The organism is Streptomyces sp. NPDC001868 (assembly GCF_040297125.1).
In the GTDB taxonomy this organism is placed as follows: Bacteria; Actinomycetota; Actinomycetes; order Streptomycetales; family Streptomycetaceae; genus Streptomyces.
On record NZ_JBEOYO010000018.1, the window covers coordinates 21,233 to 44,949 of the forward strand.

Genomic DNA, 23,717 nt, shown 5'->3' on the forward strand with positions numbered 1-23,717 from the left:
GGGCACCCGTCGGCGCGGGTGCCCACACTGCTGTGCGTGGGGCCTGGCAGATGTGGTCCACCGCCCCTACTGGAACAGGGACTTCCACTTCTTCTGGTACGCGGCCACGGCGTCCGGCGTGAGCTTGGCCGGGTCCTGCACCCGTACCTTGTCGTTGGTGATCACCGTGCCGGGGATGTCGGGCAGTACCGAGCCGGCCGACGGGGTGATCAGTTCCTGGCCCTTGGCGGTCACCATGAAGTCGGCGAAGAGCTGACCGGCGTTGGGGTGCGGGGCGGTGTTCAGCACCATGCCGTAGTACCGGGCCCCCCACGCGCCGTCGGGCGGCATGCGGTAGTCGACCGGCGCGCCCTTGTCCTTGGCGGGTTCGAGCGCGATCGGCGCGACGAAGCTGCCGGCGGCGATCTCGCCGGACTGCAGCGCCTCGCCCATCGGCAGGGAGCTGGGGTAGATACGCGGCTTCTGGGCGGCCAGCTTCTTCACGAAGTCGGCGCCGTACGTCTCCTCCAGCCACAGGTAGAAGTCGACGAGGGAGGGCGCGGTGGGCTCGACGACGCCGATCTTGCCGTTCGCGAGGGACGGGTCGAGCAGGTCCGGGTAGTCGGTCAGCCCCTGGGGATGGAGTTTGGTGTTCCAGCCGAAGGTGAGCACGGCGGAGTTGGTCTCGAAGTAGTTGCCCTTGTGGACGTACCGCTTGACGTCGTAGTCGCCCTTGCCGGTCAGTTCGGGACCGGTCGGAGCCAGGAAGCGGCCGGCCTCGGCCTGTGGCTTCACCCAGGAAAGGCTCGCGCTGACGTACATGTCGGCGATGCCCTTGCCGGAGTTGAACTCCGTCTCGACCTTCACCCCGAGGTCGCCGTCGACACCGCGCACGGTCTTGACGTCGATGCCCGGGTACTTGGCCTCGAAGGCCTTCGCGAGATTGTTGAGCGAGGTCAGGTCCTGCGCCGAGTAGACGGTGACCTGCCCCTCCTTCTTCGCGGCGGCGACCAGTTCGTCGATGCCCGCCGACGCGGGCACGAGCTTGGACTCGGCGTTGGTGTCGCTGCCGCCGCCGCACGCGGCGGTCAGCAGTGCGGTGATCGATAGCAGGATGAGCAAAGCGCCGCGCCGTCGCGGTTCTGATCTCATTCTCGGCTCCCTTGCCTGAAACCGGCTCCCGGCCCGGACCGGCACCCCATCCGAGTGACTTCGCCCCGGAGGGTGGCTGGACGGCCAAGATTTCAGGGAAATTACCAAACTGAACTAGGTTGGGCAATAGTTCGCGCACGGGTGAGAGGGGGTGGGGGTTCGGTGGGGTGTGCTCGATCCGGGGTGCGTGGGTGAAGAGAAGGGTGCCGCTGCGGCATGTAATGCCTGTCCAGCAGCCATCTGGTGCGGTGGCGGAGGTCGTGCGGGCGGGGTGCGGGCCCTGGTCGGGCAGGAGACCGCGATGTTGATTGAACTCATGTCAGTTCAATGACGGTCGATGGAAGATCCGGTCAGCCGCCGGGGTTCTCACGATGCGCGACGCCGTCGATCCGCACAAGCGTCTTGCCCGTGTTGTCGCCCCTGAGGAGCGCCGCCAGTGCCGCCGGTGCCTGCGGCAGCCCGTCGACGATCGTCTCGCGGCAGTGGAGCCGGCCCTCGCGGAGCCAGGCGCCCAGCTGTCGCCTCACCTCGGGCAGCAGATGGGTGTGGCCGCTGCCGCGGAAGCCGCGGATGGTGAGGCTCTTCGTCACCGCGAGCATCAGATTGCCCGGGCCCTGCGACTTGCCCGGGCCCTGCGACGGCTCCTCCGTCGCGTACTCCGAGATCATGCCGCAGATCGCGACGCGCCCCGACGTCCGCAGCGCGCCGACAGCGGCTTCGAGATGGTCGCCGCCGACGTTGTCGAAGTACACGTCGATACCGTCCGGCGCCGCCTCGCGCAGCAGGTCGGGAAGGGGGCCGTCCTTGTAGTTGAACGCGGCGTCCAGACCGAGTTCCTCCAGGAGGTGACGCACCTTCTCGTCGGAGCCGGCGCTGCCGATGACGCGATGCCCACGGATCTTCGCCAACTGCGCGACGAGGCTGCCGACGGCACCGGCCGCCGCCGAGACCCACACCACGTCTCCGTCGCGCAGCTCCGCGACATGGAAGAGGCCGGCGTAGGCGGTGAGCCCGGTGCCGCCCAGTGCGCCGAGGTGAGCCTGCGGCGGTGTGCCGCGTACGTCGAGCTTCGTGAGGGTGCCGACCCCGCCGAGTGCGTCCTTCCCCGCCTCGACGACCGCGTAGTCCCGCCAGCCGGAGGCGTGCGACACCGTGTCGCCCGGGGCGAATCCGTCGGCGCGGGACTCCAGGACCTCCCCGACGGTCATGATCCCGTCCATCGGCTGGTCGAGGGGGAAGGCCGGAAAGTATCCCGGCGGCGCCTTCTCCCGCAGCCGCACCCGGAGAGCGGCGTCGACGGACGTCCAGGTGTTCCGGACCAGCACCTCGCCCTGTTGTGGCCCGCGGACCCCGACCTCGACGACACGGAAGTCCGACGCCCGGACCTCGCCGCGGGGATAGGCGGTCGGCCGGATCTCACGGCCGACCACCACCGCGTCCGCCGCCGGGGACGGGCGACCCGCCCCGGCTCCGGCGCGTATCTCGTCCATGAACTGAACTTGTATCATGGGGAAGGCGGTGCGTCCATGCTGGCAACGGCAAACTGCTCCTTGATGCGACCATACTTGAAGTGAGTTTGGTTCCAGATGAAAGGGGTGTCGTCGCCGCGTGCGAACCCGTGCCAAAGGCCCGGGTCAACGGCGTAATCTGCGGCGCAATGGACACCGACCTGCGAGGACCCCAGGGCCGGGCTCCCGCCGGCGCCCACCTGTGACGTTCGATCTCCGACGCTCGACGAGGAGCCGCTCGTGACCACACCTGACGAGACGAGACCGCACCCCCGCAACTCGGGCCTGCGCGTCGACCTCAACCTGGCCGCGGCCGTCGCACTCAACGCCCGTCACGAGGGCCACTCCGTCGTCATCCGTTACGCGGGCGGCGATCTCACCTACGCCGAACTGGACGACAGGGCCGCCCGCCTGGCCACCGTCCTGGCCGACGGCGGCGTGGGCGACGGGGACCGGGTCGCGTACCTCGGCCTGAACAGCAGCGCCTTCCTCGTCACCCTGCTGGCCGCCCATCGGCTGGGGGCCGTCTTCGTGCCAGTCAACTTCCGCCTGGCGGCAGCCGAGTTGGAGGCCGTGCTCCACCGCAGCGGCGCCACCGCCCTCATCTGCGAGGAGGGCCACCGGGAGGCCGTCGACGAGGTGCGCGACCGTACCCCGCTCACGCGCTTCCTCCTGGTGGACGACGACCCCGAGGTGCCCACCGGGGGCGCGGCGGGCTGGGAGTCATGGGCGCCCCTCCTCGCCGCCGCCGTACCCGCCTCCGCCGTCGCCGCCAAGTACGCCGACGACCCGGCGATCCTGATGTTCACCTCCGGCACGACCGGCACCCCCAAGGGCGTCGTCCTGACCCACGGGAACGTCTTCTGGAACGCGGTGAACGTCGAACTCCGTCTCGACACCCGCCGGGGCGACGTCACGTACGCCGTCGCCCCGCTGTTCCACATCGGCACCCTGAACAGCTTCGTCCTGCGCACCCTGGTACGCGGCGGCACGGTGGTCGTCAGACGCGGGTTCGACCCGGAGAGGAGTCTCGACGACCTGGTCACCCACCGGGTCAACTCCCTGTTCGCCGTCCCGCAGATGTTCGCCGCCCTGGCCAGACAACCCGGCATGTTCGACCGGGACCTGAGCCGTCTGCGGTCGATCGTGGTCGCGGGCGCGCCGGTGCCGCCCTCGCTGATCGAGACGTACGCCGAGCACGGTGTGCTGCTCCAGCAGGCGTGGGGCCTGACGGAGACGGCCCCGTTCGCCACCCATCTGCCGGCCGAGCGCACGCTGGACAAGCTCGGCTCCGCGGGCATCCCGATGCCGTTCACGGAGGTCCGGGTCGTCGACACGGCCACCAACGCGCCACTGAAACCGGGTGAGCCGGGGGAGATCGTGGTCCGAGGCCCGAATGTCACCGCCGGTTACTGGAACAACCCGGAGGCGAACCGTGCCGCCTTCGACGACGAGGGCTGGTTCCACTCGGGCGACATCGGCCACCTCGACGAGGACGGCTACCTGTACATCGTCGACCGGCTCAAGGACATGATCATCAGCGGCGGGGAGAACGTCTACCCGGCGGAGGTCGAGCGAGCGCTGGCCTCCATGCCCGGCGTGGTCGACGTCGCCGTCGTCGGGACTCCCGACGAACAGTGGGGCGAGACCGTACAGGCCGTCATGAGCGCGGACGGTACGTCGGACATCACCCTGGAGGCCGTCCACGCGTACGCCTCGGGAAGGCTGGCCCGTTACAAGCTGCCCCACCGTCTGACGCTCGTGCCGGCCGTCCCGAGGAACGCCGCCGGAAAGCTGGACAGGGCCGGCGTCCGGCGCCTGGCCGAGGAGGGGAACTGACGACGCTCGGGGATGCTCAGGGTGCCGGCCTTGAGGAGATCACGCGCCGGCGGGGCTCGCGCGTGACGGGCCGACCTCCCTCAAGGCATGCGGCTCAACAGGCGGTCACGGTCGACCAGTTGGCGCTTGAGCACCAGTCCGATGTGTATGGCCGGACGTCCCCCGGCCTCGACACGACGGGAGCCGGCCCCGTGTGCGCTGTGCCGGGGCCGGCTCCGTCGTGTTCCTCGGCACCGGTCAGAAGTCGTCCGGTGTCCTCACACGGTCGCGGATCCAGAAGCCCGCGGGCTTGAGGGAGGACGTGCCGGTCCACGAACCGTTGTTGGCGCAGGTTCCCGGCTTGAAGACGGCGCCGCTGCGATGGTCGTCGGAGAAGTTCCAGTTGACCCAGCTGATCTTCTTGGCCGCCAGCAGATCGAGATAGCGCTGCGACATGGCGAAGTCGTTCGCGCCCTCACCCGCGTAGTTCTGGGTGCCGAACTCGGTGACGAAGACGGGGATGCGGTCGGCCGCGCGGGCGAGGGTCTGGAGATACTCGTCCCGGTGCGAGTACGCGTAGAAGTGGAACGTGTACATGATGTTGGCCGCGTTCACCGGGTTGTTGACCACCTCGGACTCGTTCGCGCCCTCCGACACACCGAGCGAGGACCATGCGCGGGTGCCGACCAGGACCGGGGTGTTCGGGTCCTTGGCCCGGATGACGGGGATGAGCTGCTCGGCGTAGCTCTTGATACGGGACCAGCTCACACCGCTGGGCTCGTTGGCGATCTCGTACAGCAGGTTGTTCTTGTCGCGGTGGCGCTGGGCGATCTCGGAGAAGAAGGTCTTGGCGCGGGCGAGGTTCTGGTGCGGGTCGCCGGGGTCGAGCATGTGCCAGTCGACGATGGCGTACATCCCGCGTGCCGTGGCCTGCTCGATGGCGGAGTGCACCAGGTCGGTGAAGCGGCGCGGATCGGTCTCGTAGCCGCCCTCCTGGACGTACATGGAGACGCGCAGTACGTCCGCCTTCCAGTCGGTGGCGAGGGCGTTGAGCGAGCCGTTCGTGACGCACTGGCTGTACCACTGCAGACCGTGGGTGCTCATCCCTCGGAGCTGGATCGTTTTTCCTTGCTGGTTGCAGAGCTTGGTGCCGCAGACCTTGAGCTGTCCGTTGGCGGCGACGGGGGTGACCGCCGTCGGGGCCGCGGGGCCGGCCTGTGCGGTTCCCGGGAGCAGGACGAGGCCGAGTAGGAGCAGCACGGCGACGAGGGGAGTGGATCGTGCCGGTCTCATGGGGGACTCCTGGCTAACTGGTAGGAAACTTTCCTAACAGAAAGGGAATTAGCAGTTGGTCCGGACCTTTGCAATAGATCTGACAAGACCACGACAACATCGCTCCGTACGGCACCCGCGTCTTCGCGTGTCACATCCCCGCCGTACGGCCGGTCTTACGGAGGGAGACAGAGGACCGCCCCGTCAGGGCGGGCCGCTCCGGGAGGGAATGAGGCGATGGCGACGCTGGACGGGAAACCCGCGAGCGAGGTCGTCCGCGCGGACACCGCCACCGAGGGCCCCGCCCCCGATGCGTCCGAGGGCGTGCCGGACGCCTATCGGCAGGCTTCCGCCGAGGTGGCCGACCGGCTCGGTGTTCTTCCGGGGGTGGGGCTGAGCACGGGGCAGGTCGCCGAGCGTACGGCGGTCTGGGGCGCCAACCGGCTCTCCGAACCGGCCCGGCGGCCGGAGTGGCTCAAGTTCCTGGACCAGTTCCGCAACTGGCTCATCGTCATCCTGCTGATCGCCGCCGTGGTGGCCGGAGCCGTCGGTGACTTGAGGGACGCGGTGGTGATCACCGTCGTGCTCCAGATCAACGCCGTGCTCGGCTACTGGCAGGAGCGTCGGGCCGAGAGCAGCCTGGAGGCGCTGCGCCGCATGCTGGTGCCCATGGCGAAGGTCCGTCGCGACGGCACCGAACAGGTGGTCGGGGCCCAGCTTCTCGTGCCCGGTGACGTGGTTCTGCTGGAGGCCGGCGACCGCGTACCCGCCGACGGCAGGCTGACCGTGGCGGAGACCGTCGAGGCGGACGAGGCGGCCCTGACCGGTGAGTCCCAGCCGGTCGCCAAGAGCGTCACGGCTGTCGACCCGACCTCGGCCGACCCGGCGCCGCTCGCCGAGCGCACCAGCATGCTGTTCATGAACACCGCCCTGACCCGGGGCCGCGCCGAGATGGTCGTCACCGCCACCGGGATGCGCACCGAAGTCGGCGCCATCGCCGAGGCGCTGCGCACCGGGACGGAACCGCCGAGCCCGCTCCAGGTCCAACTGGACAGCCTCGGGCAGCGGTTGGCGCTGCTGAGCGGAGTCGCGGTCCTCGCCTACGCCCTGAGCGCATGGGTGCGCGGCGAGCCGCTGTCGGACATCGCGCCGCAGGCCGTCGCCCTGGCCGTCGCCGCGATCCCCGAGGGCCTGCCCGCCGTACTGGCCCTGACCCTGGCCCTCGGCGTGCACCGCATGGCCCGTCGCGGAGCCATCGTCAAACGGCTCGCCTCGGTGGAGTCGCTCGGTGCGGCGACCGTCGTGTGCAGCGACAAGACCGGCACCCTCACCCTCAACGAGATGACCGCGCGCACCTTGTGGACCGGCGGCAGGCTCTACGACGTCACGGGGGAGGGGTACGGGACGACGGGCACCCTCCGCATCCACGGCGAGGACCGGGCGTCCCCCGCCGATGCCCTCCCCGGCGCGGACGACATGTCTCCCCCGGACGAACTCCGTGACGCGGTGCTTCCCTTCGCCCTCTGTAACGACGCGCACCTCACCGACGGCTACTTCATCGGTGACCCGACGGAGGCCGCCCTGGTCGCCCTGGCGGCCAAGGCCGGTGTGGACGCCGACTGTGCGCGTACGGAACACCCCCGCCTGGGCGAGCTGCCGTTCGACGGCGCCACCAAGTACATGGCCACCTTCCACACCGACCCCGACGGCCGAACCCGCGTCCATGTGAAAGGCGCGGTCGACGTGCTGCTGGGCATGTGCACCGACATCGTCACCCAGGACGGTGTGCGCGCCCTCGACGAAGGGCACCGCGACGAGATCCTCGCGGTGACGGCGCGGTTCGGCGGCGCCGGACTGCGGGTGCTGGGCGCGGCCACCGCCCTGCTGGGCGCCACGCCGAGCACGTTCACCCCGGACGTCCTGCCCGGTCTGACCCTGGTGTCGATCGCCGGGATCGCCGACCCGCCCCGCCCGCAGGCCCGGGACGCGATGGCGCTGTGCCGCACGGCGGGAGTGGCCGTGAAGATGATCACCGGTGACCACGCCGACACGGCGGCGGCCATCGCCCGTGAGCTGGACATCGCCGGCGAGGTCGTGACGGGCGCCGAGCTGGACCGGATGACGGAGCGACAACTCGCCGAACGCGTCGACGACATCGGTGTGTTCGCCCGTGTCGCACCGGAACACAAGGTGGTGATCGTACGCGCGCTGACCGACCGGGGACACATCGTCGCCATGACCGGCGACGGTGTCAACGACGCCGCCGCGCTCAAGGCCGCCCACATCGGTGTGGCAATGGGCGTCACCGGCACGGACGTGGCCAAGGAAGCCGCCGACATGGTCCTCACCGACGACGACTTCTCCACGATCGTGCGCGCCGTCCGCGAGGGACGGGCCATCTACGCCGACATCGTCAAGTTCGTCCGCTTTCAGCTCGCCACCAACATCGGCGCGATCCTCACCCTGCTCAGCGCCTCCCTCGCCGGACTGCCCTCCCCGCTCACGGCGGCCCAACTGCTGTGGATCAACATCATCATGGACGGTCCGCCCGCCATGGCCCTGGCCGTCGACCCCGCCCGCGACGATGTGATGAGCCGCCCGCCGCGCGACCCGGGCGAGCGCATCCTGGACGCCCGCCGCCTCCTCGCCATCGGCTGGGCCGGCGCGGTCATGGCCGCGGGGACCGTGACACTGTTCGCCGTCGCCCGCTCGTACGTCGACGCGGACACCGCCCTGACCATGGCGTTCACCACGTTCGTGCTGTTCCAGCCGCTCAACGCGCTGAGCGCCCGCACGGACGACGGCCCCCTGCTGGGGCGCTACCAGCTCCGCAACCGCGCGCTGTGGCTGTGCCTGGCCGGCGTCGTCGCCGTACAGGTCGCGGTCGTCCAACTGCCCTGGGCGGGCACGGTCTTCGGGACCGTACCGCTGACCCTGCCCCAGTGGGCCCTGTGCCTGGGCACCGCGTCCACGGTGCTCCTCGCCGAAGCCGCCCTGCGCGCCGCACGGTCGGCGCCGCGCGGCCACTGATGTCACACCGGGGCTCGCCGAACTGTCTCTATGGATGACGGACGAGAAACAGAGGGAATCATGCGTGAGATCCTGATCGTCGGTGGCGGTTACGCGGGTTTCTACACCGCGTGGGGCCTGGAGAAGTCGTTGCGGTCGGACGAGGCGAGGGTGACGGTCGTCGACCCGCGCCCGTACATGACGTACCAGCCCTTTCTGCCGGAGGTGACGGCCGGTTCGGTCGAGGCACGCCACGCCGCCGTGTCGTTGCGGCGTCATCTGCGCAGGACCCGGCTGGTCGCGGGGAGCGTGACGGAGATCCGGCACGCGGACCGGGCGGTCACCGTCCGGCCGGCGGACGGAAGCGACTACGAGCTGGTCTACGACATCCTCGTCGTCACCGCCGGCGCGGTGACCCGTACCTTCCCCATCCCCGGAGTGGCACAACGGGCCATCGGTCTGAAGCACGTGGAGGAGGCGGTGGCCATCCGCGACCGGCTGCTGACCGCGTTCGACCAGGCGGCGTCACTGCCGCCCGGCGCCGAACGGCGGAAGCTGCTCACCGTCACCTTCGTGGGCGGCGGATTCTCCGGGGTCGAGGGCTTCGGCGAACTGCTGTCGCTGGCCACCGCGCTGCTCAAGTACTACCCGGAGCTGGGCCCGGAGGACCTGTCCTTCCATCTGGTCGAGGCCCGGGACCGCATCCTGCCCGAGGTCGGCGACCGGCCGGGGGAGTGGGTCGTGCGCTCCCTGGAACGCCGGGGCGCGCACGTGCACCTGAACACGCGGCTCCTCTCCGCCGTGGACGGGCACGTCGTGCTCTCCACCGGGGAGGAGTTCGACTCGGAACTGCTCGTCTGGACCGCCGGCAACGCCTCCAACCCCGTCGTGCACAACCACACGGACCTCCCCGTGGACGAGCGGGGCCTGCTCGTGGTCCGGCCGGATCTCCGGGTGGGCACCGACAGCGAGCCGTTGCCGGACGTGTGGGCGGCCGGGGACGACGCGGCCGTACCCGACCTGGCGCTGCCGATACCGGGGGCGCGGACCGTACCGAACGCCCAGCACGCCGTACGGCAGGGCAGGCGCCTCGCCAAGAACATCGCGGCACACCTGCGCGGGGGCAGGATCCGGGACTACCGCCACGGCAGCCTGGGTGTGGTGGCGACGCTGGGACTGGGGCGCGGCATCTTCCAGTACCGGAGCATCGTCATCAAGGGACTTCCCGCCTGGCTGATGCACCGGGGCTATCACGTCCTGGCCGTGCCCACCTGGGAGCGCAAGGTCCGGGTGCTCACCGTCTGGCTCACCGCGGCCCTGTTCGGCCGGGACCTCGTCTCCCTCGCCTCCGTCCAGCACCCACGGGACGCCTTCGTGACGAGCGCCGACCCGCGCCCCGCCTCCCTCTCAGGAGCCCGCCATGGACGCGCGTGAAGAGGCCGCACGGGGCCTGACCGACATCGAGACCTATCTGTACCGGGAGGCCCATCTGCGCGCGGCGCACCGCCGCGTCGCGGACTTCATCGAGCGGGAGCCCGGACTGACACCGGAGCAGAAGCTCGACATCGAACGCTGGTACCTCGACGAACAGACGTACGTGGCCCGTATGGTGACGGATCACATCGCCGACAGCATCAGCGCGGTGCACGAACAGCACCGTGTGCGCCTCGGGCGCTGGCTGCGGGGCACGATGACCGCGATGACACTGATCACCGTCGCGATGGTCGGGCTGTGCGTGGTGATCGTGGAGACGGTGAGCTGACTGTACGGCTAGGCACGCCGGGCGCGGTAGAGGCCCCGGCCGGCCCGCTCGACACGGGAGGCGCCGACCAGTCGGTCCAGGGTGCTGCGCACACCGTTGATGCTTCCGCTGTCGGTGTCACGGCCGAGGGCCGCGGCGACATCACGGGCCCGCACGTCGACATCGCCGACGCCCGCGAAGTACTCCATGATCTGCTCGGTGAGCCTGCCGTACGACTTCTGGCCGTTGGTGTCGGAGCCGGAGCCGGAGCCAGAACCGGGGTCGGAGTCGATGGCCGCGGGCTCGGCGGGGGCGCGTTCGGTCCGCGGCGCGGCAGGCGGGGCCGCGTTGTTGAGCAGCAGGGGCTGGAGGGCACCGAGGGCCCGCTGCACCGAGCCGAGATGGGCCACGACCGCGGCCAGTTCCCGTTCCAGCGCCTGCTTCTGCATCCGCAGCCGGGCCAGCTCGTCCTGGAGGCTCTCGGCGGTGACCTCGATGCTGTGCCCCGTAACAGTGACCATGCGTTCCTCTCCATCCACGACCTCCGCCATCATAGGCAGTCGTCGGACACATGGTTGTGTGTTGTGAACCGGGAACGCGAACCGAGGAACGCGGCGATCTTGGTCGGGCTGAACACCCACATCAACTGATGGATGCCCGCCGCCGAGGCGGCCATTGTCAGGAACGCGATGGGCTGGTCGGCACGGTAGACCATCACACCGTTGCTGCCGTTGGCCTCGACGAACCGGGGCTCCGCCTCCCGCCAGAGCTTCGGATACGTCACCATCTTGGCCACCCGGGGCCGCCCCCGTACGGGGATGCGCGCACAGCCCCGCATGCCGTTGCCGTCGGACAGGCTGACGGTGTCGGGGGTGAGCAGGGCCTCCAGCGACGCCACGTCCCCCGTCTGGGCCGCCGAGACGAAGACATTGAGGAGCCGGCGGTGCTCGGCGGTGTCCACGGTTCCGCGCTGCTCCTCCGCCAGATGCTTGCGCGCCCGGCTCACGATCTTCCGTACGTTGACGAGGCTGAGGTTCAGGATCCGCGCGATCTCCGGGTAGGCGTAGTCGAACGCCTCGCGCAGGACATAGGCGGCGCGTTCCGTGGGGTTGAGTCTCTCCAGCACCAACAGCATCGCCATTTCGAGGGCTTCCGCGCGCTGCGCGCCCAACTCGGGGTCCGAGCTGGTGTCGACGGGCTCGGGCAGCCACGGTCCTATGTAGGTCTCCCGGCGCACCCGCGCGGACTGCGCGACATTGATGGCCAGGCGGGTCGTCGTGCTGGAGAGGAAGGCGACCGGGCTGATCACCACGGAACGGTCGGTCCTCTGCCAGCGCAGCCACACTTCCTGCACCACGTCCTCGGCCTCGACCGCGCTGCCGAGCACACGGTAGGCGATTCCGAAGAGACGCTTCCGGTGCTGCACGAAGACAGAGACAGCGTTCTCGAGATCACTCGTCGTGGGGGACGGTTCGGGATCCATGGTCCTGCGGTCTCCGTTTCTCGTGGTGCGACTGCCCATGGGCGTGACCGCGCGGCGACCGTGTGGTCACCGAAGTCGCTGGACGTCACGGCTGCTCCCATCGGGTCTGCCTCACAAGACCGAGCACGGAGCGCTTTTGTGACAGTGGAGTCGACGGTGGGGATGGTGGGCGTGGACAGTGGGGCGCGCCGCGGGCGCGTTGAGGGCGCGACCGGCCGTCGCCGGGACGGCCGGTCTCCGGCGAGTCACACGGTGTTCGCGGACTTCTCACACTGTCCGCACGCCCCGCCGTTGACTCGAACGGAACGGCGGGGCGTCGTGGTCACTCGGTGCGCAGGCCCTCCGGGCGCATCATGCGCCACAGGGGTGGCAGGCTCACCAGGGTGACGAGCAGGGTCAGTACCCCGCCCACGCCCGCGTAGGGCAGGAAGACCCACCAGTCCTCGGCTTCCTTCCGCAGCAGGTCGAGCATCACATGGCCCAGCGTCAGGCCGCCGACGGAGGCGAGCAGGGTGCTGACGACGACCGGGACGGCCGTCTGCCACAGCACCGACCAGGCCAGGGTGGAGCGCCGGGTGCCGAAGGCCACGAGGACCGACAACAGGCGCCTGCGTTCCCGGAGTTGCTCGATCTGGGACACCAGCATGCTCGCGGCGATCAGGACCAGCATCAGTGTGCCGCCGACGAACAGACCGGTCTGGACCGACTCGTAGTCCTTGTCGCGCTGCCGGTTCTGCCGTTCCCGCACCGAGAGGGTCGGGTCCACCTCGGCGGCCGTGTTGCGGATCTCGTCCGCCACGTCGGGCACACGGGGGTTCGTGTCCACGCCCGCCCAGGTGAAGGCCCCCGGCAGGGGGCCGTCCGGCAGCGCGCCCGGGGTGGCCAGGATCCCGTCGTGCCGCTGCCCCATGGGGTCGGGCACCGTCGGAACCACGGGGCTGTCCGCCGGCAGCGTCCACCGGAGCGAGCGGGGCGCACCGGCGCTGTAGCCGTCGAGGGTGACGGCCTTGCCGGGCCTGGCCGCCTGGTCGACTCTCCGACTGCCCGCGGTGTCACCGGGATTGTGGGCGACGAAGGTGTCGCCGTCGCGGCACGAGGGCAGGCGGGCCATCTTCCGCAGCTGGGCGCAGTCGCCGACGGTCAGCGACGTCACCGACCGCTCGGATCCGGTCGCGTACGCCTCGGTGTAGGCGAACGCCGAGGTCACGCCCGGTGTACGACGCAGGCCTTCCTCCAGTCGCGCGGTGCCGGCGGCGATCCCGTGCTCCGACACGAGGGTGATGTCCGGCGTCCGGGCGGCCCCGGCGCTACCGCCGCCACCTCCTCCGCCCCCTGTGCCGTCTCCGCCGGAGGGGGTCATGAAGCTTTGCTGCATCGCACCGAACATCAGCTGGAGCACGATCGCGCCCGCCGTGGCCACCATGATGCCGCTGACGGCGCGTGAGGCGGACCCGCTCGACAACTGCAGCCGCCGCACGGCGAGTTGCCATGGCAGGGGGCCGCCCCGCAGCGGGGCCACGGCCGCCTCGACCAGCCATGGCAGGAGCCCCGCGAGACCGACCAGCACCAACGTCACCCCGGCGGCGACGGGGATCGTACCGATCTCCTGCGACCGGGAGGTGACCCGGTCGGAGAGCAGGAGAACCGCCAGGCCCAGACCCGGCAGCACCAGCCGCCACCACAGTCGCCTTCGACGCGGTCGGGCGCCGCGGACGACACCGAGCGGTTCGACGGAGATCGAGCGCATCGCGGAGAGGGTCACCACGACCGAGGCGAGCGGCACCGCGACGGCGACGAGTACGGCCGGACCCAGGCGCGGGACGATGTCGCCCGGGTGGGCACCGACGTCCCACAGCCGGACGTACGCCGCCGCCTGACGGGCCACCAGGAAGAGCGCGGCGCCGAGAACCACCCCGAGGACCGAGCCGAAGAGGGCCTCGCCGGCGGCGATCCGGGCGATCATCCGGCGGTCCGCGCCGACCAGACGCAGCGCCGCCAGCCGCCGGTCCCTGCGGTCGCCCCCGAACCGCACCGCGGTGGCGATGAAGATGCCGACGGGCACCAGGAGCACCACGCACATCGTCACCACCAGCACATACAGCAGCGCGTCGAGGGAGTCGTGGCGGGGGACGTACCCGAAGCGCTCGGCCCGTACGGCTCCGCCGTCGGCACTGATGCGATCGGTGCCGGCGTAGTAGCGCAGTTCGCCCGCGTCGAGCAGACCCGCGGGCGCGATGGTGCCCACGATCCGGTAGTCGAGCCGCTCCTTCAGCAACGCGCCCTCGGGCGTGTCAAGGAGCTTCCGCAGCGCGGGGGAGACGACCATCGCGCCGGGAGCCGGGATCCTCGCGACGCCGGGCGGGGCGGGCGCGTGCGAACCGTCGGCGCGCAGGAGCATGCCGCCCACCCGGTCGGACCGGTAGTCGGTGTCGCCCCGGGCCCAGAGGAAGGAGGAGTCCGAACGCGGTACTGAGGACTCCGACATGGCATTGGACGGCTGGCGGGCGTTGCCGCGTTCGGTACGGGCGGACAGGACGTTCGGTGTGGACGCGGCGAGCAGCAGCAGGGCCACACCGAGGGCCACCCCGGTGGCGGTGAGGACGGTCCTGGCCCAGCCGCCCCGGCCCCCGGCCGACGCGAAGCGTATGCCCAGGCCGAGTTCACGGATCCACGCTCCCGCTCCGCCGGGCCCCTTCGGGGAGTCGCTCGGCGCGGGGGAGGGGGCAACGCTGGCATGGGCGCGGTCGTCGGGGCTCATGGGGCGGGCTCCAGGAGCGCGGGGAGGGTGTTGCTGAGTGACATGGTCCGGAACTATACACGCGACGTATACATGGTGTGTATAGATGTCCGAGCGACGTTGTGACGCCTGCCAAGGCACCTTGGCGAACAGTGTGTTCATCGACGTCGCCTTCACACGCGACGGTGCGACTGTTCCAACGGCGACGGCGGCGACCCGTTGTCGGCGGAGGGCGTTCGGTTCCAGGGGCGGAGCTTGTCGGGGTTGAGGACGACCCAGACCTGCACGACGCGCTGGTCGGCGATGTCGAAGCTGATGACGGCGGCGACCTGGCGGTGGTAGCGGGCGACGAGGCCGGTGGCGCCGTTGACGGCGTGGGTGGTCAGCGTGGTGCGCGGGCGGTGGGCCAGGAGCGTCAGCAGACTGTGGGCGACCTGTCTGTCGCCGTGGACGGGCCTGGTCAGTGCCCGGACCTTGCCGCCGCCGTCGAAGAACGCGGTGGCGTCCGGGGACAGCAGCGCCGCCAGCCGGTCGGCGTCCTCGCTGACACAGGCCTCGCGGACGGCGTGGACGAGGGCGTCGTGCTGGGCCGGTGTCGTGGGCCGTGCGCGCCGCAGCCGGAGGCTGGTGCGGGCCTGGTCGGCGAGCTCGGCGCACTCCGGTTCCGTGCGCCCCACGATCGCGGCGATCGCGTCGGGCGTCATCCCGAAGACGTCGTTGAGCACGAACGCCGCCCGCTCGGCCGGCGACAGACAGTCCAGCGCGTGCAGGACGACCCGGCTGACCTCTTCCGGCGGCACGACCGGACGGCCCGCCACCTCGGCCTCGCGTGCGGCGCCCTCGGCTCCCTCGGCGCTCTCGGCCCCTTCGGTGTCCTGGACGTTCTCAGCCCTCTCGGCCCGGGCGGCGGCCTCCGCCGCGTACCCGGTGTCACCGGCCCGGCCGGGCATGGCCAGCCGGTCCAGACAGAAGCCGCCGGCGGTTTTCGCGAGCCAGGACCGGGGCTGCGTGATCCGGCCGCGTACGGCGTCGGGCAGCGCGTACCACCGCCGGTAGGTCTCGTCGACGGCTCGCTCGGCCTCGACGGGGCTGCCCAGCATCCAGTAGGCGACCTCCAGCAGATACCGACGCTCCTCGACCAACTCCGCGATCGGCACCGCCTCACCGTGATCCATACAGCAGCCTTCCTCTCCCACCGCCCGTTTCTCGCCTCTGTCCGATAGACCGGACACCCCCGCGTCCTGTGACAGGGCCGCATCGGGCCGCGTGTCACACCCGCCCCGGCTGCCCGGTCTCAGAGGGCAGCCCCGGCACCTCGTCGTAGAGGCGGGACGTTCCACGATCCGATTCCGGGGCCTCCGGCCGAATGCCGAACTCTGGAGGTGTGCTCCCATGGCAGCTGGACGAGGAGACGACGCCCTGTACTGGCGCGAACGGGCGGCCTGCCTGCGCGTCGATCCCGATCTGTTCTTCCCCATCGGTGTGAGCGGTCTGACGCTCGCACAGGTCGACGAGGCCAAAGCCGTCTGCGGACGGTGTCCCGTCGTGGAGCGGTGCCTCGACTGGGCGATGCGGGCGGGTCAGGTGGAAGGCGTGTGGGCCGGCACGACGGAGAGCGAACGCCGTGCGATGAGACGGCGCGGGGTGCAGCGCACCAAGGACACGGTCACCACGGCGGCGTAGCGCCGTCCGCACCGCCGAACACAACCCCTTTTGCACGGTTCACGAAGGGTGGCAGGGACATGGGTGACGGGGCTCGGGAAACAGAGAAAAGGACCGGAGGAAAAGGGGAGAGGCTCGCCGAATGGGCCGATGGTCGCCTGGGCGTCCACAGCCTGCTGAAGGCGAAGACGCGGCGGGCCTTCCCGGACCACTGGTCGTTCATGCTGGGGGAGATCTGCCTCTACAGCTTCGTCATCATCGTCGTCACGGGCGTGTATCTGACCTTCTACTTCCACCCCTCGATGGAGACGGTCGAATACCAGGGCAGCTATGCGCCGCTGCGCGGCCAGTTGGTGTCGGAGGCGTTCGACTCGACCATGCACATCTCCTTCGAGGTCCGTGGCGGTCTGCTGATCCGGCAGGCCCACCACTGGGCGGCGCTGGTCTTCGTCGCCGCCATGCTCGTCCACATGATGCGGGTGTTCTTCACGGGCGCCTTCCGAAAGCCCCGCGAACTCAACTGGGCGTTCGGGTTCTCGCTGCTGATCCTCGGAATGTTCGGAGGGCTGACCGGATACGACCTCCCGGACGACCTGCTGTCCGGCACCGGACTCGCCGTCGTCAACGGAACGATCCTGTCCATCCCGATCGTCGGAACGTATCTCTCGATGTTCCTCTTCGGAGGCGAATTCCCCGGGGACGACCTGGTGGCGCGATTCCACTCCATCCATGTACTGCTCATACCGGCCCTCATGGTGGGACTGCTCGTCGCCCATCTGCTGCTCGTCCTCTACCACGGGCACACCCAGAAACCGGGCCCGGGACGGACCGACAGAAATGTGGTGGGCCTGCCGCTGAGGGTGCGCGCGGTGAAATCCGGCGGGTTCTTCTTCCTGGTCTCCGGTGTCATCTTCGTCATGGCCGCGGTCGCCCAGATCAACCCCGTGTGGCAGTACGGCCCCTACCGCGCCGACCAGGTCTCGGCCGGATCGCAGCCGGACTGGTACATGGGCGTGGCGGACGGGCTGCTGCGGGTCATGCCGGGTTGGGAGATCGTCCTGTGGGGCCACACCCTGGCCCTGGACAACCTGATCCCGCTGCTGGTGGGTGTCGGTCTCTTCCTCGCCTTGGGGGCGTACCCGTTCATCGAGGCCTGGGTGACCGGCGACGACCGTGAACAGCACCTCCTCGACCGACCCCGCAACCGCCCGGTGCGCACGGCACTCGGCGTCGCCTGGCTCGCCTTCTATCTGGTGGCCCTGATCGGCGCCGCGAACGACATCATCGCCATCCGCTTCCATGTCTCGGTCAACGCGGTGACCTGGGCGGTACGCATCGGCCTGATCGTCGTACCACTGGCGGCCTACGCCGTGACGAAACGGTGGGCCCTCGGTCTGCAGCGCCGGGACCGGGACGCGGTGCTGCACGGCCGCGAGACCGGCATCGTCAAGCGTCTGCCGCACGGCGAGTTCGTCGAGGTGCACGAGCCGCTCGGCCAGGAACGACTGCACCTGCTCACCCAGCACGAGCAGTACACGCCGATCGGTCCCGGCCCTTCCGTGAACGGCGGAGGCCCGGACACCGCACCCCACTTCGCCCAGCGCCTGCGCGCCGCACTCAGCCGTGGTCTCTACGGCGAGGGCACGCAGATCATCAAGCCGACCGAGCAGGAGTACAGCCGGCGTCCCGAGACAGAACCCTCTCCAGACACGACAGGTCACCGGAGTGCGCTGCCGTGAGGAACGCCTGCACGAGCCGTCGGTGGGCGACGGAGTCCACCGGCTGCCCGCGACGGCCGGTGGCCAGACGCTGCTGGGCCCGTGCGACCTGCTGCCTGGTGTTGGCGACGGAGAGGCACAGCAACTCGGCGATCCGGTCGTACGGACACCCGAAGCCCTCGCGCAGGACGTACGCCGCACGCTGCCTCGGCGTCAGCGTCTCCATCAGCAGGAGCACGGCCCGCTCCACGGCTTCCTGCCGCTCGATCACGGCCTGGGGGGTCGCGTGGTCGTCCGCGAGGTCCGGGAGCCACGGGCTGGCGCAGGATTCCCGGCGGCTCCAGGCGGACTGGACGACGTTGATCGCCAGCCGGACCGTGGTCGTCCTGAGCAGCGCCGACGGGTTCGCGACGAGCGTGCGGTCGGTGCTCTGCCACCGCAGCCACGCCTCCTGGATGACGTCCTCGGCCTCGTTCGCGTTCCCGAGGATCCGGTGGGCGATCCTGAGCAGCCCCGGTCTCGCACGGACGAACACCGACACCGCGGTGTCCAGCTCACCGACCGTCGGGTCGGCCGTCGTCATGGCCGTCTCCCGGCCTTGCGCGGCTCGGGCCAGATAGGTGTCCACGACCGGCTCCTCTGCTCCGCGATCGACCACGGGGGGAATACCGACGGCTGGGAAGGCTGTCGCCACCACCATCACGCCCGTGAGCGGCCGACCGCGCCCTTGGAAACCCGTGGGCGGCTCCGTGGTCGTGCCCGGGCGGCCGCGTGGCCGGGCGCCCGCGCGCACCGCCCCCACACGCTGTCTGGCGCATGTCACACCTGCGGGGGGTGCCCGGTCATATGGGTGACAGCAGGCGGTGGCCTGCCGATCCGAGGAGTGCAGCGATGACGAAGCACGTTCTTGAGACTGCGGCTCAGGAGCTCGCGGACACGGCGTCCATCCCGCCCTTCCTGTACGAGCTGGGTCCCGAAGGTGCCCGGAAGTTCCTCGACGAACTGCAGGCCGAGCCGGTGGAGAAACCGGACGTAGAGGAGAAGTGGATCACCGTGCCCGCCGAGGTGGGCGAGGTGCCGGTACGCGTCGTGAGGCCCGTCGGCAGCCGGGGCCCGCTGCCGGTCGTCCTCTACGCGCACGGCGGGGGCTGGGTCGTCGGCAACGCCGGCACCCATGACCGTCTGGTGCGGGAACTGGCCGTGGGGACGCACGCCGCCGTCGTGTTCGTGGAGTACGACCGCGCCCCGGAGGCCAAGTACCCGGTCGCCGTCGAACAGCTCTACGCGACGGCCCGGTGGATCACCGCCCAGGGCGCCGAGGCGGGCCTGAACGCCTCCCGGCTGGCCGTGGCCGGTGACTCCGTCGGCGGCAACATGGCCGCGGCGCTGACGCTCATGGCCAAACGGCGCGGCGATGTGACCTTCGTGCACCAGTCGCTGTACTACCCCGTCACGGACGCGGCCCAGGACACCGAGAGCTACCGGGAGTTCGCGGACGGCCCCTACCTCACGGCGAAGGCCATGGCCTGGTTCTGGGACTGCTACACCACCGACCCGGCCCAGCGGGCGGAGATCACCGTCTCGCCGCTGCGGGCGAGCCTGGAGGACCTGCAGGGGCTGCCGCCCGCGCTCGTCATCGTCGACGACAGCGATGTGCTGCGGGACGAGGGCGAGGCGTACGCCCGCAGGCTGACCCAGGCCGACGTCCCCACGACGAGCATCCGCGTCAACGGCGCCCTGCACGACTTCATGATGCTCAACCCCCTGCGGACCACCCAGGCCGCGCAGGCAGCGACGGAACAGGCCGTCCGCGCCCTGCGCACGGCCCTGCACGGCTACTGACGGCTCCCCGGAGCACGGCTCTGCGGAGCGGCGCGCAATCCATCCCATCCAGTGCCGAGGCGAGAAAGGGCGATCACCATGAGCGTCACGAGTCGGAGGCCGGCCTCGTGGGCACACTTCGGCCGGCGCCGGACCCCGGCGGGGGACAAGGGGGCGCGTCCCCCGTCATCGAGTCCGCCGGGCGGGGAGCCGCTGTCGGCGGGCCTGCGCTCCCTGCCCCGTCCGGTGGCCGCGGTGGTGGGCGCCGGTGGTGTGCTCGGCGCGGCGCATGTGGGCGTCGGATACGCGCTGGAGCAGCGCGCGTTCGTCCCGGACATGATCATCGGCACCTCGGTGGGCGCCCTCAACGGGGCCATCGCGGCAGCCCATGCCGACAGGGCCGCGCCGTGGCTGGACCATGTGTGGACCCGGCTGCGCCGCCGCGAGGTGTACCCGCTGGGCTATCTGTCCTCCCGGGCCAGCCTCTTCACCGACCGGGGCCTGCGTCGGCTCATCGCCCGGGCCGAACTGCCGTCGCGGATCGAGCAGTTGGCGATCCCGTTCACCGCCGTGGCCATGGACCTGGTCACCGGCGCCCCGGTGCCGCTCGACCACGGCGACCTGGAGTCCGCGCTCCTGGCCAGCGCCGCCATCCCCGGGGTGCTGCCCCCGGTGGTCCGCGGGGGCCGGACGCTCGTCGACGGCGGGGTGGTCGCCTACGTTCCCGTGCTCGCGGCCCTGGAAGCCGGGGCGGCCAGCGTGGTGGTGCTGTCGACCGGTCCGGAGAGCTCGCCGCTGCGGCCCGTCGGCCCCCGCATGCGCGCCGGTGCGATCGCCTCCCGGGCCGGACTGCTGCTGTTGCGCCATCAGATCGAGCGTGACCTGCACGAGGTGTCCCGACACATCCCGACCGTCGTACTCCCCACCGGCATCGAGGCCTGGCCCGCCCCCTGGGACTTCGGCCACACCCAACGGCTGATCAGCACCGCGTCCGACACGGCGGGGCGCTTCCTCGACGAACTGCACATCCGGGGGCCCGGCCTGTACCGGGTCGACGACCCTCCGGCCACCCCCGCCGGTCCGGGCGAGGCATCGACTTCTTCCCCAGTGGAGGCAGGCCTGTGAGCACCATCGCGTTCCTCAACATCAGCATGCACGGGCACATCAACCCGACGCTGCCGGTCGTGGCCGAGTTGGTACGGCGCGGCCACACCGTCACCTACCACGCCCTGCCCGAGTTCCGCGCGGAGATCGAGGCCACCGGCGCGACCGTACGCCTCTACCCCGGCGGCACCCCGTCGCCCCCCGACCCACCGACACCGCTCACCTGGATGGAGGGGCTCGCGGACACCGCCGTCCGCTGGCTGCCCGCCGTGCTCACCGACCTCCGCCGCGACCGGCCCGACCTGATCGTCCACGACAGCGCCTGTCTCTGGGGCGCCGTCGCCGCCCGTGAACTCGGGGTCCCGGCGGTCTCGTCGTTCACCACGTTCGCCTTCGGCCGCCACCTCCACAGCCCCACCCGCGGCTCATGGGACCTGCTGGCGGCGGCGCGGGCCCGGCCCCGCAGCCTCCGGGGCTATCTGCGGTCCCGTTGGGAGCTGCGCAGGCGCTACGCGGCGGGCGGGCTGCCGCTGTTCGACGTGGCGAACATCCGCCAGCCGCTCAACCTGGTCTACACCTCACGGGAGTTCCAGCCCGCCGTCGACGACTTCGACGCGTCCTACCGCTTCGTCGGCCCGAGCATCGGCGCCCGCCCCGCCGTTCCGTCGTTCCCGCTCGACCGGCTCCAGGACCCGGTGCTGTACGCCTCACTGGGCACGGTGTTCAACGCCGACCCGCAGCTGCTGCGGAGCTTCGCCACCGCGCTCGCCCCGCTGGGCGGCACCGTGATCGTGTCCACCGGGCAGAGCGACCCCGACGCGCTCGGGCCGCTGCCGGCCAACGTCCTGCCGTACCGCTTCGTGCCGCAGCCGGAGGTGCTGGCCCGTGCGGCGCTGTTCGTCACCCACGGCGGGATGAACAGCGTCAACGAGGCCCTGTACGCCGGGGTTCCGCTGCTGGTGGTGCCGCAGGGCGCCGACCAGCCCATGGTGGCCCGGCGCGTCGTCGAGCTCGGCGCCGGCCTGTCGATGCGCACGCAGGACGTCGCCCGGGGCTCCGTAAGGGCCCTCGCCCGGCGGCTGCTCCACGAGCCCGGGTTCCGGACGGCGGCGGCCGGCCTGAAGGCCGCCCAGCACAAGGCGGGGGGTGCCCGGCGGGCCGCCGACGAACTCGAACGGTATCTGCGAGCGGCCGGCCCGGTCCGGCGGCCGGTCCCCGCCGACCCGTCGCGGCGAGGCTGAGCGATGTCCACCGTCGTCGTCCTGCTGCTGTTGTTCGCCGGGCTCTCGGAGGCCGCCGGGCGCATCGTGCCCCTGGTGTCGCGTCGGCCCGGCATGTCCCGGACCTTCGTGGCCGGGCTGCTGGTGGCCGCCGGTCTCGTCGAGGGTGCCGTGTTCGCGCTGTGGCCGCTGACCGCCTGGACTCTGGCCGAGCTGGTGCGGTCCGCCCCGCCGCCGGAGGCCGGGCTGGAGTGGACAGCGACCTTGCTGGCCCCGCTGCTGTTCTCCGCCGTCCTCGCGTTCCCGCTGCTCGGGCCCCTGCTCCACATGGTGCTCTTCGTGGGCGTCGGCGCCGCCCTGGCCGGACCGCTCGCCGCGGCGTCCGGGCTCGGCTGGTGGACCGCCGCCGGGTGCGTCGCCGTCGCCGGGACCGGTCTCGGCGTCACCGTGGAGGGCGTACGGCGTCTGGTCGTCAGGGTCGGCGCGACCCGGACACCGGAGGCGATCGTATGAACGACATCCTGCTCTGGATCTGCGCGCTGGGGCCGGTCCTGATCGCCGAGGGCCTGCTCGCCCGCTACGAGGTGCTCGCCTACAGCGCCGGCTGGCGGCACCCGATCACCGAACTCCCGGACGGCGTCCCGTACGCCCGGGGCGCGGCACCCGACAGTCCCCCGGCCGCGTACCTGGTCTATCTGGACGGCATCGGCAAGCGGCGCTTCCGCGACACCCGGGACGGCGGCCAGCTCGTCAAGGCCGTACTCGCAGGGGCGCCGGAACTGCGGGTGCTGGGGCAGGTGCAGCCCTACTCGCCGCTGGCCGACCCGCTTGCCGACCGCCCGGTGTGGGCGTGGCTGCGCCGGCACGTCGGACTGCTGCTGTTCCTGCACAACGTCATGCAGGTCTTCGTCGCCGCCGACCACCGCTACCGCCCCCTGTACAACCGGGCCGTCGGCTCCCAGATCGCCACGCAGCTCACCCTCGCCGGATACCGGCCCGACAGCGGAATCCCCGTCGTGCTGCTCAGCTACAGCGGCGGCGCCCAGGTCGCCACCGGCGCGATCGACGAACTGCACACCCGGCTGCGCGCCCCGCTCGTCATCATCACGCTCGGCGGATTCCACAACGGTGCCAACGACCTCACCCACGCCGAGCACGTGCACCAGCTCACCAGCGCGGGCGACCGGATCGAGCGGGTCGGCACCTGGATCTTCCCGCAACGCTGGCCCCTGCTCCGCCGCAGCGGATGGAACCGCGCCCACCGCGCGGGCAGGATCACCGTGCACCGGCTCGACCCGGCCACCCACCTGGGCCCACGCAGCTACATCAGCCCCGACACCCGTCTGCCCGACGGCCGCACCTACCTCGACCGCACCACCGACACCGTGATCGGCATCGTCCGCGCCCACCACGGCGCGCCCACCGCCACGGACAACCCGCTGCCATGAAGGCCCATGCGCTCACGGGCGTGGCGATCCGAGAGCGTATTAACA

At 70.9% G+C, this 23,717-nt stretch carries 19 protein-coding genes; 11 read left to right on the forward strand and 8 right to left on the reverse strand.

Features of this window, described 5'->3' with window-relative positions; genetic code table 11:
- Positions 1-66: 66 nt before the first annotated feature.
- Together ABT147_RS21790 and ABT147_RS21795 are read right to left on the reverse strand one after the other, a co-directional pair.
- Positions 67-1,131 (reverse strand): ABC transporter substrate-binding protein, encoded by a 1,065-nt coding sequence (locus ABT147_RS21790; protein ID WP_351408557.1) that lies wholly within the window; start codon positions 1,129-1,131, stop codon positions 67-69.
- A gap of 350 nt (positions 1,132-1,481) precedes the next feature.
- A complete protein-coding gene (locus tag ABT147_RS21795) occupies positions 1,482-2,621 on the reverse strand; it encodes an NADP-dependent oxidoreductase (protein WP_351408559.1) in 1,140 nt (379 codons plus the stop codon).
- A gap of 258 nt (positions 2,622-2,879) precedes the next feature.
- On the opposite strand from ABT147_RS21795, the gene ABT147_RS21800 reads away from it, so the two are divergent.
- Entirely contained in the window at positions 2,880-4,478 is a 1,599-nt protein-coding gene (locus tag ABT147_RS21800; RefSeq protein WP_351408561.1) for an acyl-CoA synthetase, read from the forward strand.
- A 237-nt stretch (positions 4,479-4,715) separates the two neighbouring features.
- On the opposite strand, the gene ABT147_RS21805 is transcribed toward ABT147_RS21800, so the two are convergent.
- Entirely contained in the window at positions 4,716-5,750 is a 1,035-nt protein-coding gene (locus tag ABT147_RS21805; protein ID WP_351408563.1) for a glycoside hydrolase family 5 protein, read from the reverse strand.
- Between the two features lie 216 nt (positions 5,751-5,966).
- On the opposite strand from ABT147_RS21805, the gene ABT147_RS21810 reads away from it, so the two are divergent.
- From ABT147_RS21810 to ABT147_RS21820, 3 genes are read left to right on the forward strand one after another with little or no spacing between them, the layout of a single operon-like run.
- A complete protein-coding gene (locus tag ABT147_RS21810) occupies positions 5,967-8,759 on the forward strand; it encodes a cation-translocating P-type ATPase (RefSeq protein ID WP_351408565.1) in 2,793 nt (930 codons plus the stop codon).
- 60 nt (positions 8,760-8,819) lie between these two features.
- Positions 8,820-10,172 carry an NAD(P)/FAD-dependent oxidoreductase gene (locus ABT147_RS21815; protein ID WP_351408567.1) on the forward strand — a complete coding sequence of 451 codons (1,353 nt, stop codon included), beginning with the start codon at positions 8,820-8,822 and terminating at the stop codon, positions 10,170-10,172.
- The gene (locus ABT147_RS21820; RefSeq protein WP_351408569.1) at positions 10,159-10,500 is read left to right on the forward strand and encodes a hypothetical protein; all 342 of its coding nucleotides are present in this window, start codon (positions 10,159-10,161) and stop codon (positions 10,498-10,500) included. Before ABT147_RS21815 ends, ABT147_RS21820 begins: the two co-directional genes overlap by 14 nt.
- 8 nt (positions 10,501-10,508) lie before the next feature.
- On the opposite strand, the gene ABT147_RS21825 is transcribed toward ABT147_RS21820, so the two are convergent.
- The 4 genes from ABT147_RS21825 to ABT147_RS21840 all read right to left on the reverse strand — a co-directional run bounded on the left by ABT147_RS21825 (position 10,509) and on the right by ABT147_RS21840 (position 15,874).
- A complete protein-coding gene (locus tag ABT147_RS21825; RefSeq protein ID WP_351408571.1) occupies positions 10,509-11,000 on the reverse strand; it encodes a hypothetical protein in 492 nt (163 codons plus the stop codon).
- Positions 11,001-11,029: 29 nt separating this feature from the next.
- Entirely contained in the window at positions 11,030-11,962 is a 933-nt protein-coding gene (locus tag ABT147_RS21830) for a sigma-70 family RNA polymerase sigma factor (RefSeq protein WP_351408573.1), read from the reverse strand.
- A gap of 322 nt (positions 11,963-12,284) precedes the next feature.
- A complete protein-coding gene (locus tag ABT147_RS21835; RefSeq protein ID WP_351408575.1) occupies positions 12,285-14,720 on the reverse strand; it encodes an FtsX-like permease family protein in 2,436 nt (811 codons plus the stop codon).
- A gap of 152 nt (positions 14,721-14,872) precedes the next feature.
- Positions 14,873-15,874 carry a sigma factor-like helix-turn-helix DNA-binding protein gene (locus tag ABT147_RS21840; RefSeq protein ID WP_351408577.1) on the reverse strand — a complete coding sequence of 334 codons (1,002 nt, stop codon included), beginning with the start codon at positions 15,872-15,874 and terminating at the stop codon, positions 14,873-14,875.
- A 217-nt stretch (positions 15,875-16,091) separates the two neighbouring features.
- Between ABT147_RS21840 and ABT147_RS21845 the strand changes: the two genes are divergently transcribed.
- Both ABT147_RS21845 and qcrB read left to right on the forward strand, forming a co-directional pair.
- Positions 16,092-16,382, forward strand: a complete 291-nt coding sequence (locus tag ABT147_RS21845; protein ID WP_351408579.1) for a WhiB family transcriptional regulator — start codon at positions 16,092-16,094, stop codon at positions 16,380-16,382.
- A 59-nt stretch (positions 16,383-16,441) separates the two neighbouring features.
- Positions 16,442-18,100 (forward strand): cytochrome bc1 complex cytochrome b subunit, encoded by a 1,659-nt coding sequence (gene qcrB / locus ABT147_RS21850; RefSeq protein WP_351408581.1) that lies wholly within the window; start codon positions 16,442-16,444, stop codon positions 18,098-18,100.
- On the opposite strand, the gene ABT147_RS21855 is transcribed toward qcrB, so the two are convergent.
- On the reverse strand, positions 18,015-18,707 hold the full coding sequence (locus ABT147_RS21855; protein WP_351408583.1) for a sigma-70 family RNA polymerase sigma factor: 693 nt from the start codon (positions 18,705-18,707) through the stop codon (positions 18,015-18,017). The genes qcrB and ABT147_RS21855 overlap by 86 nt on opposite strands.
- A 263-nt stretch (positions 18,708-18,970) precedes the next feature.
- On the opposite strand from ABT147_RS21855, the gene ABT147_RS21860 reads away from it, so the two are divergent.
- The 5 genes from ABT147_RS21860 (at position 18,971) to ABT147_RS21880 (ending at position 23,672) form a co-directional block, all read left to right on the forward strand.
- Positions 18,971-19,921 (forward strand): alpha/beta hydrolase, encoded by a 951-nt coding sequence (locus ABT147_RS21860; protein ID WP_351408585.1) that lies wholly within the window; start codon positions 18,971-18,973, stop codon positions 19,919-19,921.
- Between the two features lie 78 nt (positions 19,922-19,999).
- Positions 20,000-21,025, forward strand: a complete 1,026-nt coding sequence (locus ABT147_RS21865) for a patatin-like phospholipase family protein (RefSeq protein WP_351408587.1) — start codon at positions 20,000-20,002, stop codon at positions 21,023-21,025.
- The gene (locus tag ABT147_RS21870) at positions 21,022-22,245 is read left to right on the forward strand and encodes a macrolide family glycosyltransferase (RefSeq protein WP_351408588.1); all 1,224 of its coding nucleotides are present in this window, start codon (positions 21,022-21,024) and stop codon (positions 22,243-22,245) included. Before ABT147_RS21865 ends, ABT147_RS21870 begins: the two co-directional genes overlap by 4 nt.
- Positions 22,246-22,248: 3 nt before the next feature.
- Positions 22,249-22,737, forward strand: a complete 489-nt coding sequence (locus tag ABT147_RS21875; protein ID WP_351408590.1) for a hypothetical protein — start codon at positions 22,249-22,251, stop codon at positions 22,735-22,737.
- The gene (locus ABT147_RS21880) at positions 22,734-23,672 is read left to right on the forward strand and encodes a hypothetical protein (RefSeq protein WP_351408592.1); all 939 of its coding nucleotides are present in this window, start codon (positions 22,734-22,736) and stop codon (positions 23,670-23,672) included. Before ABT147_RS21875 ends, ABT147_RS21880 begins: the two co-directional genes overlap by 4 nt.
- Positions 23,673-23,717 lie beyond the last annotated feature (45 nt).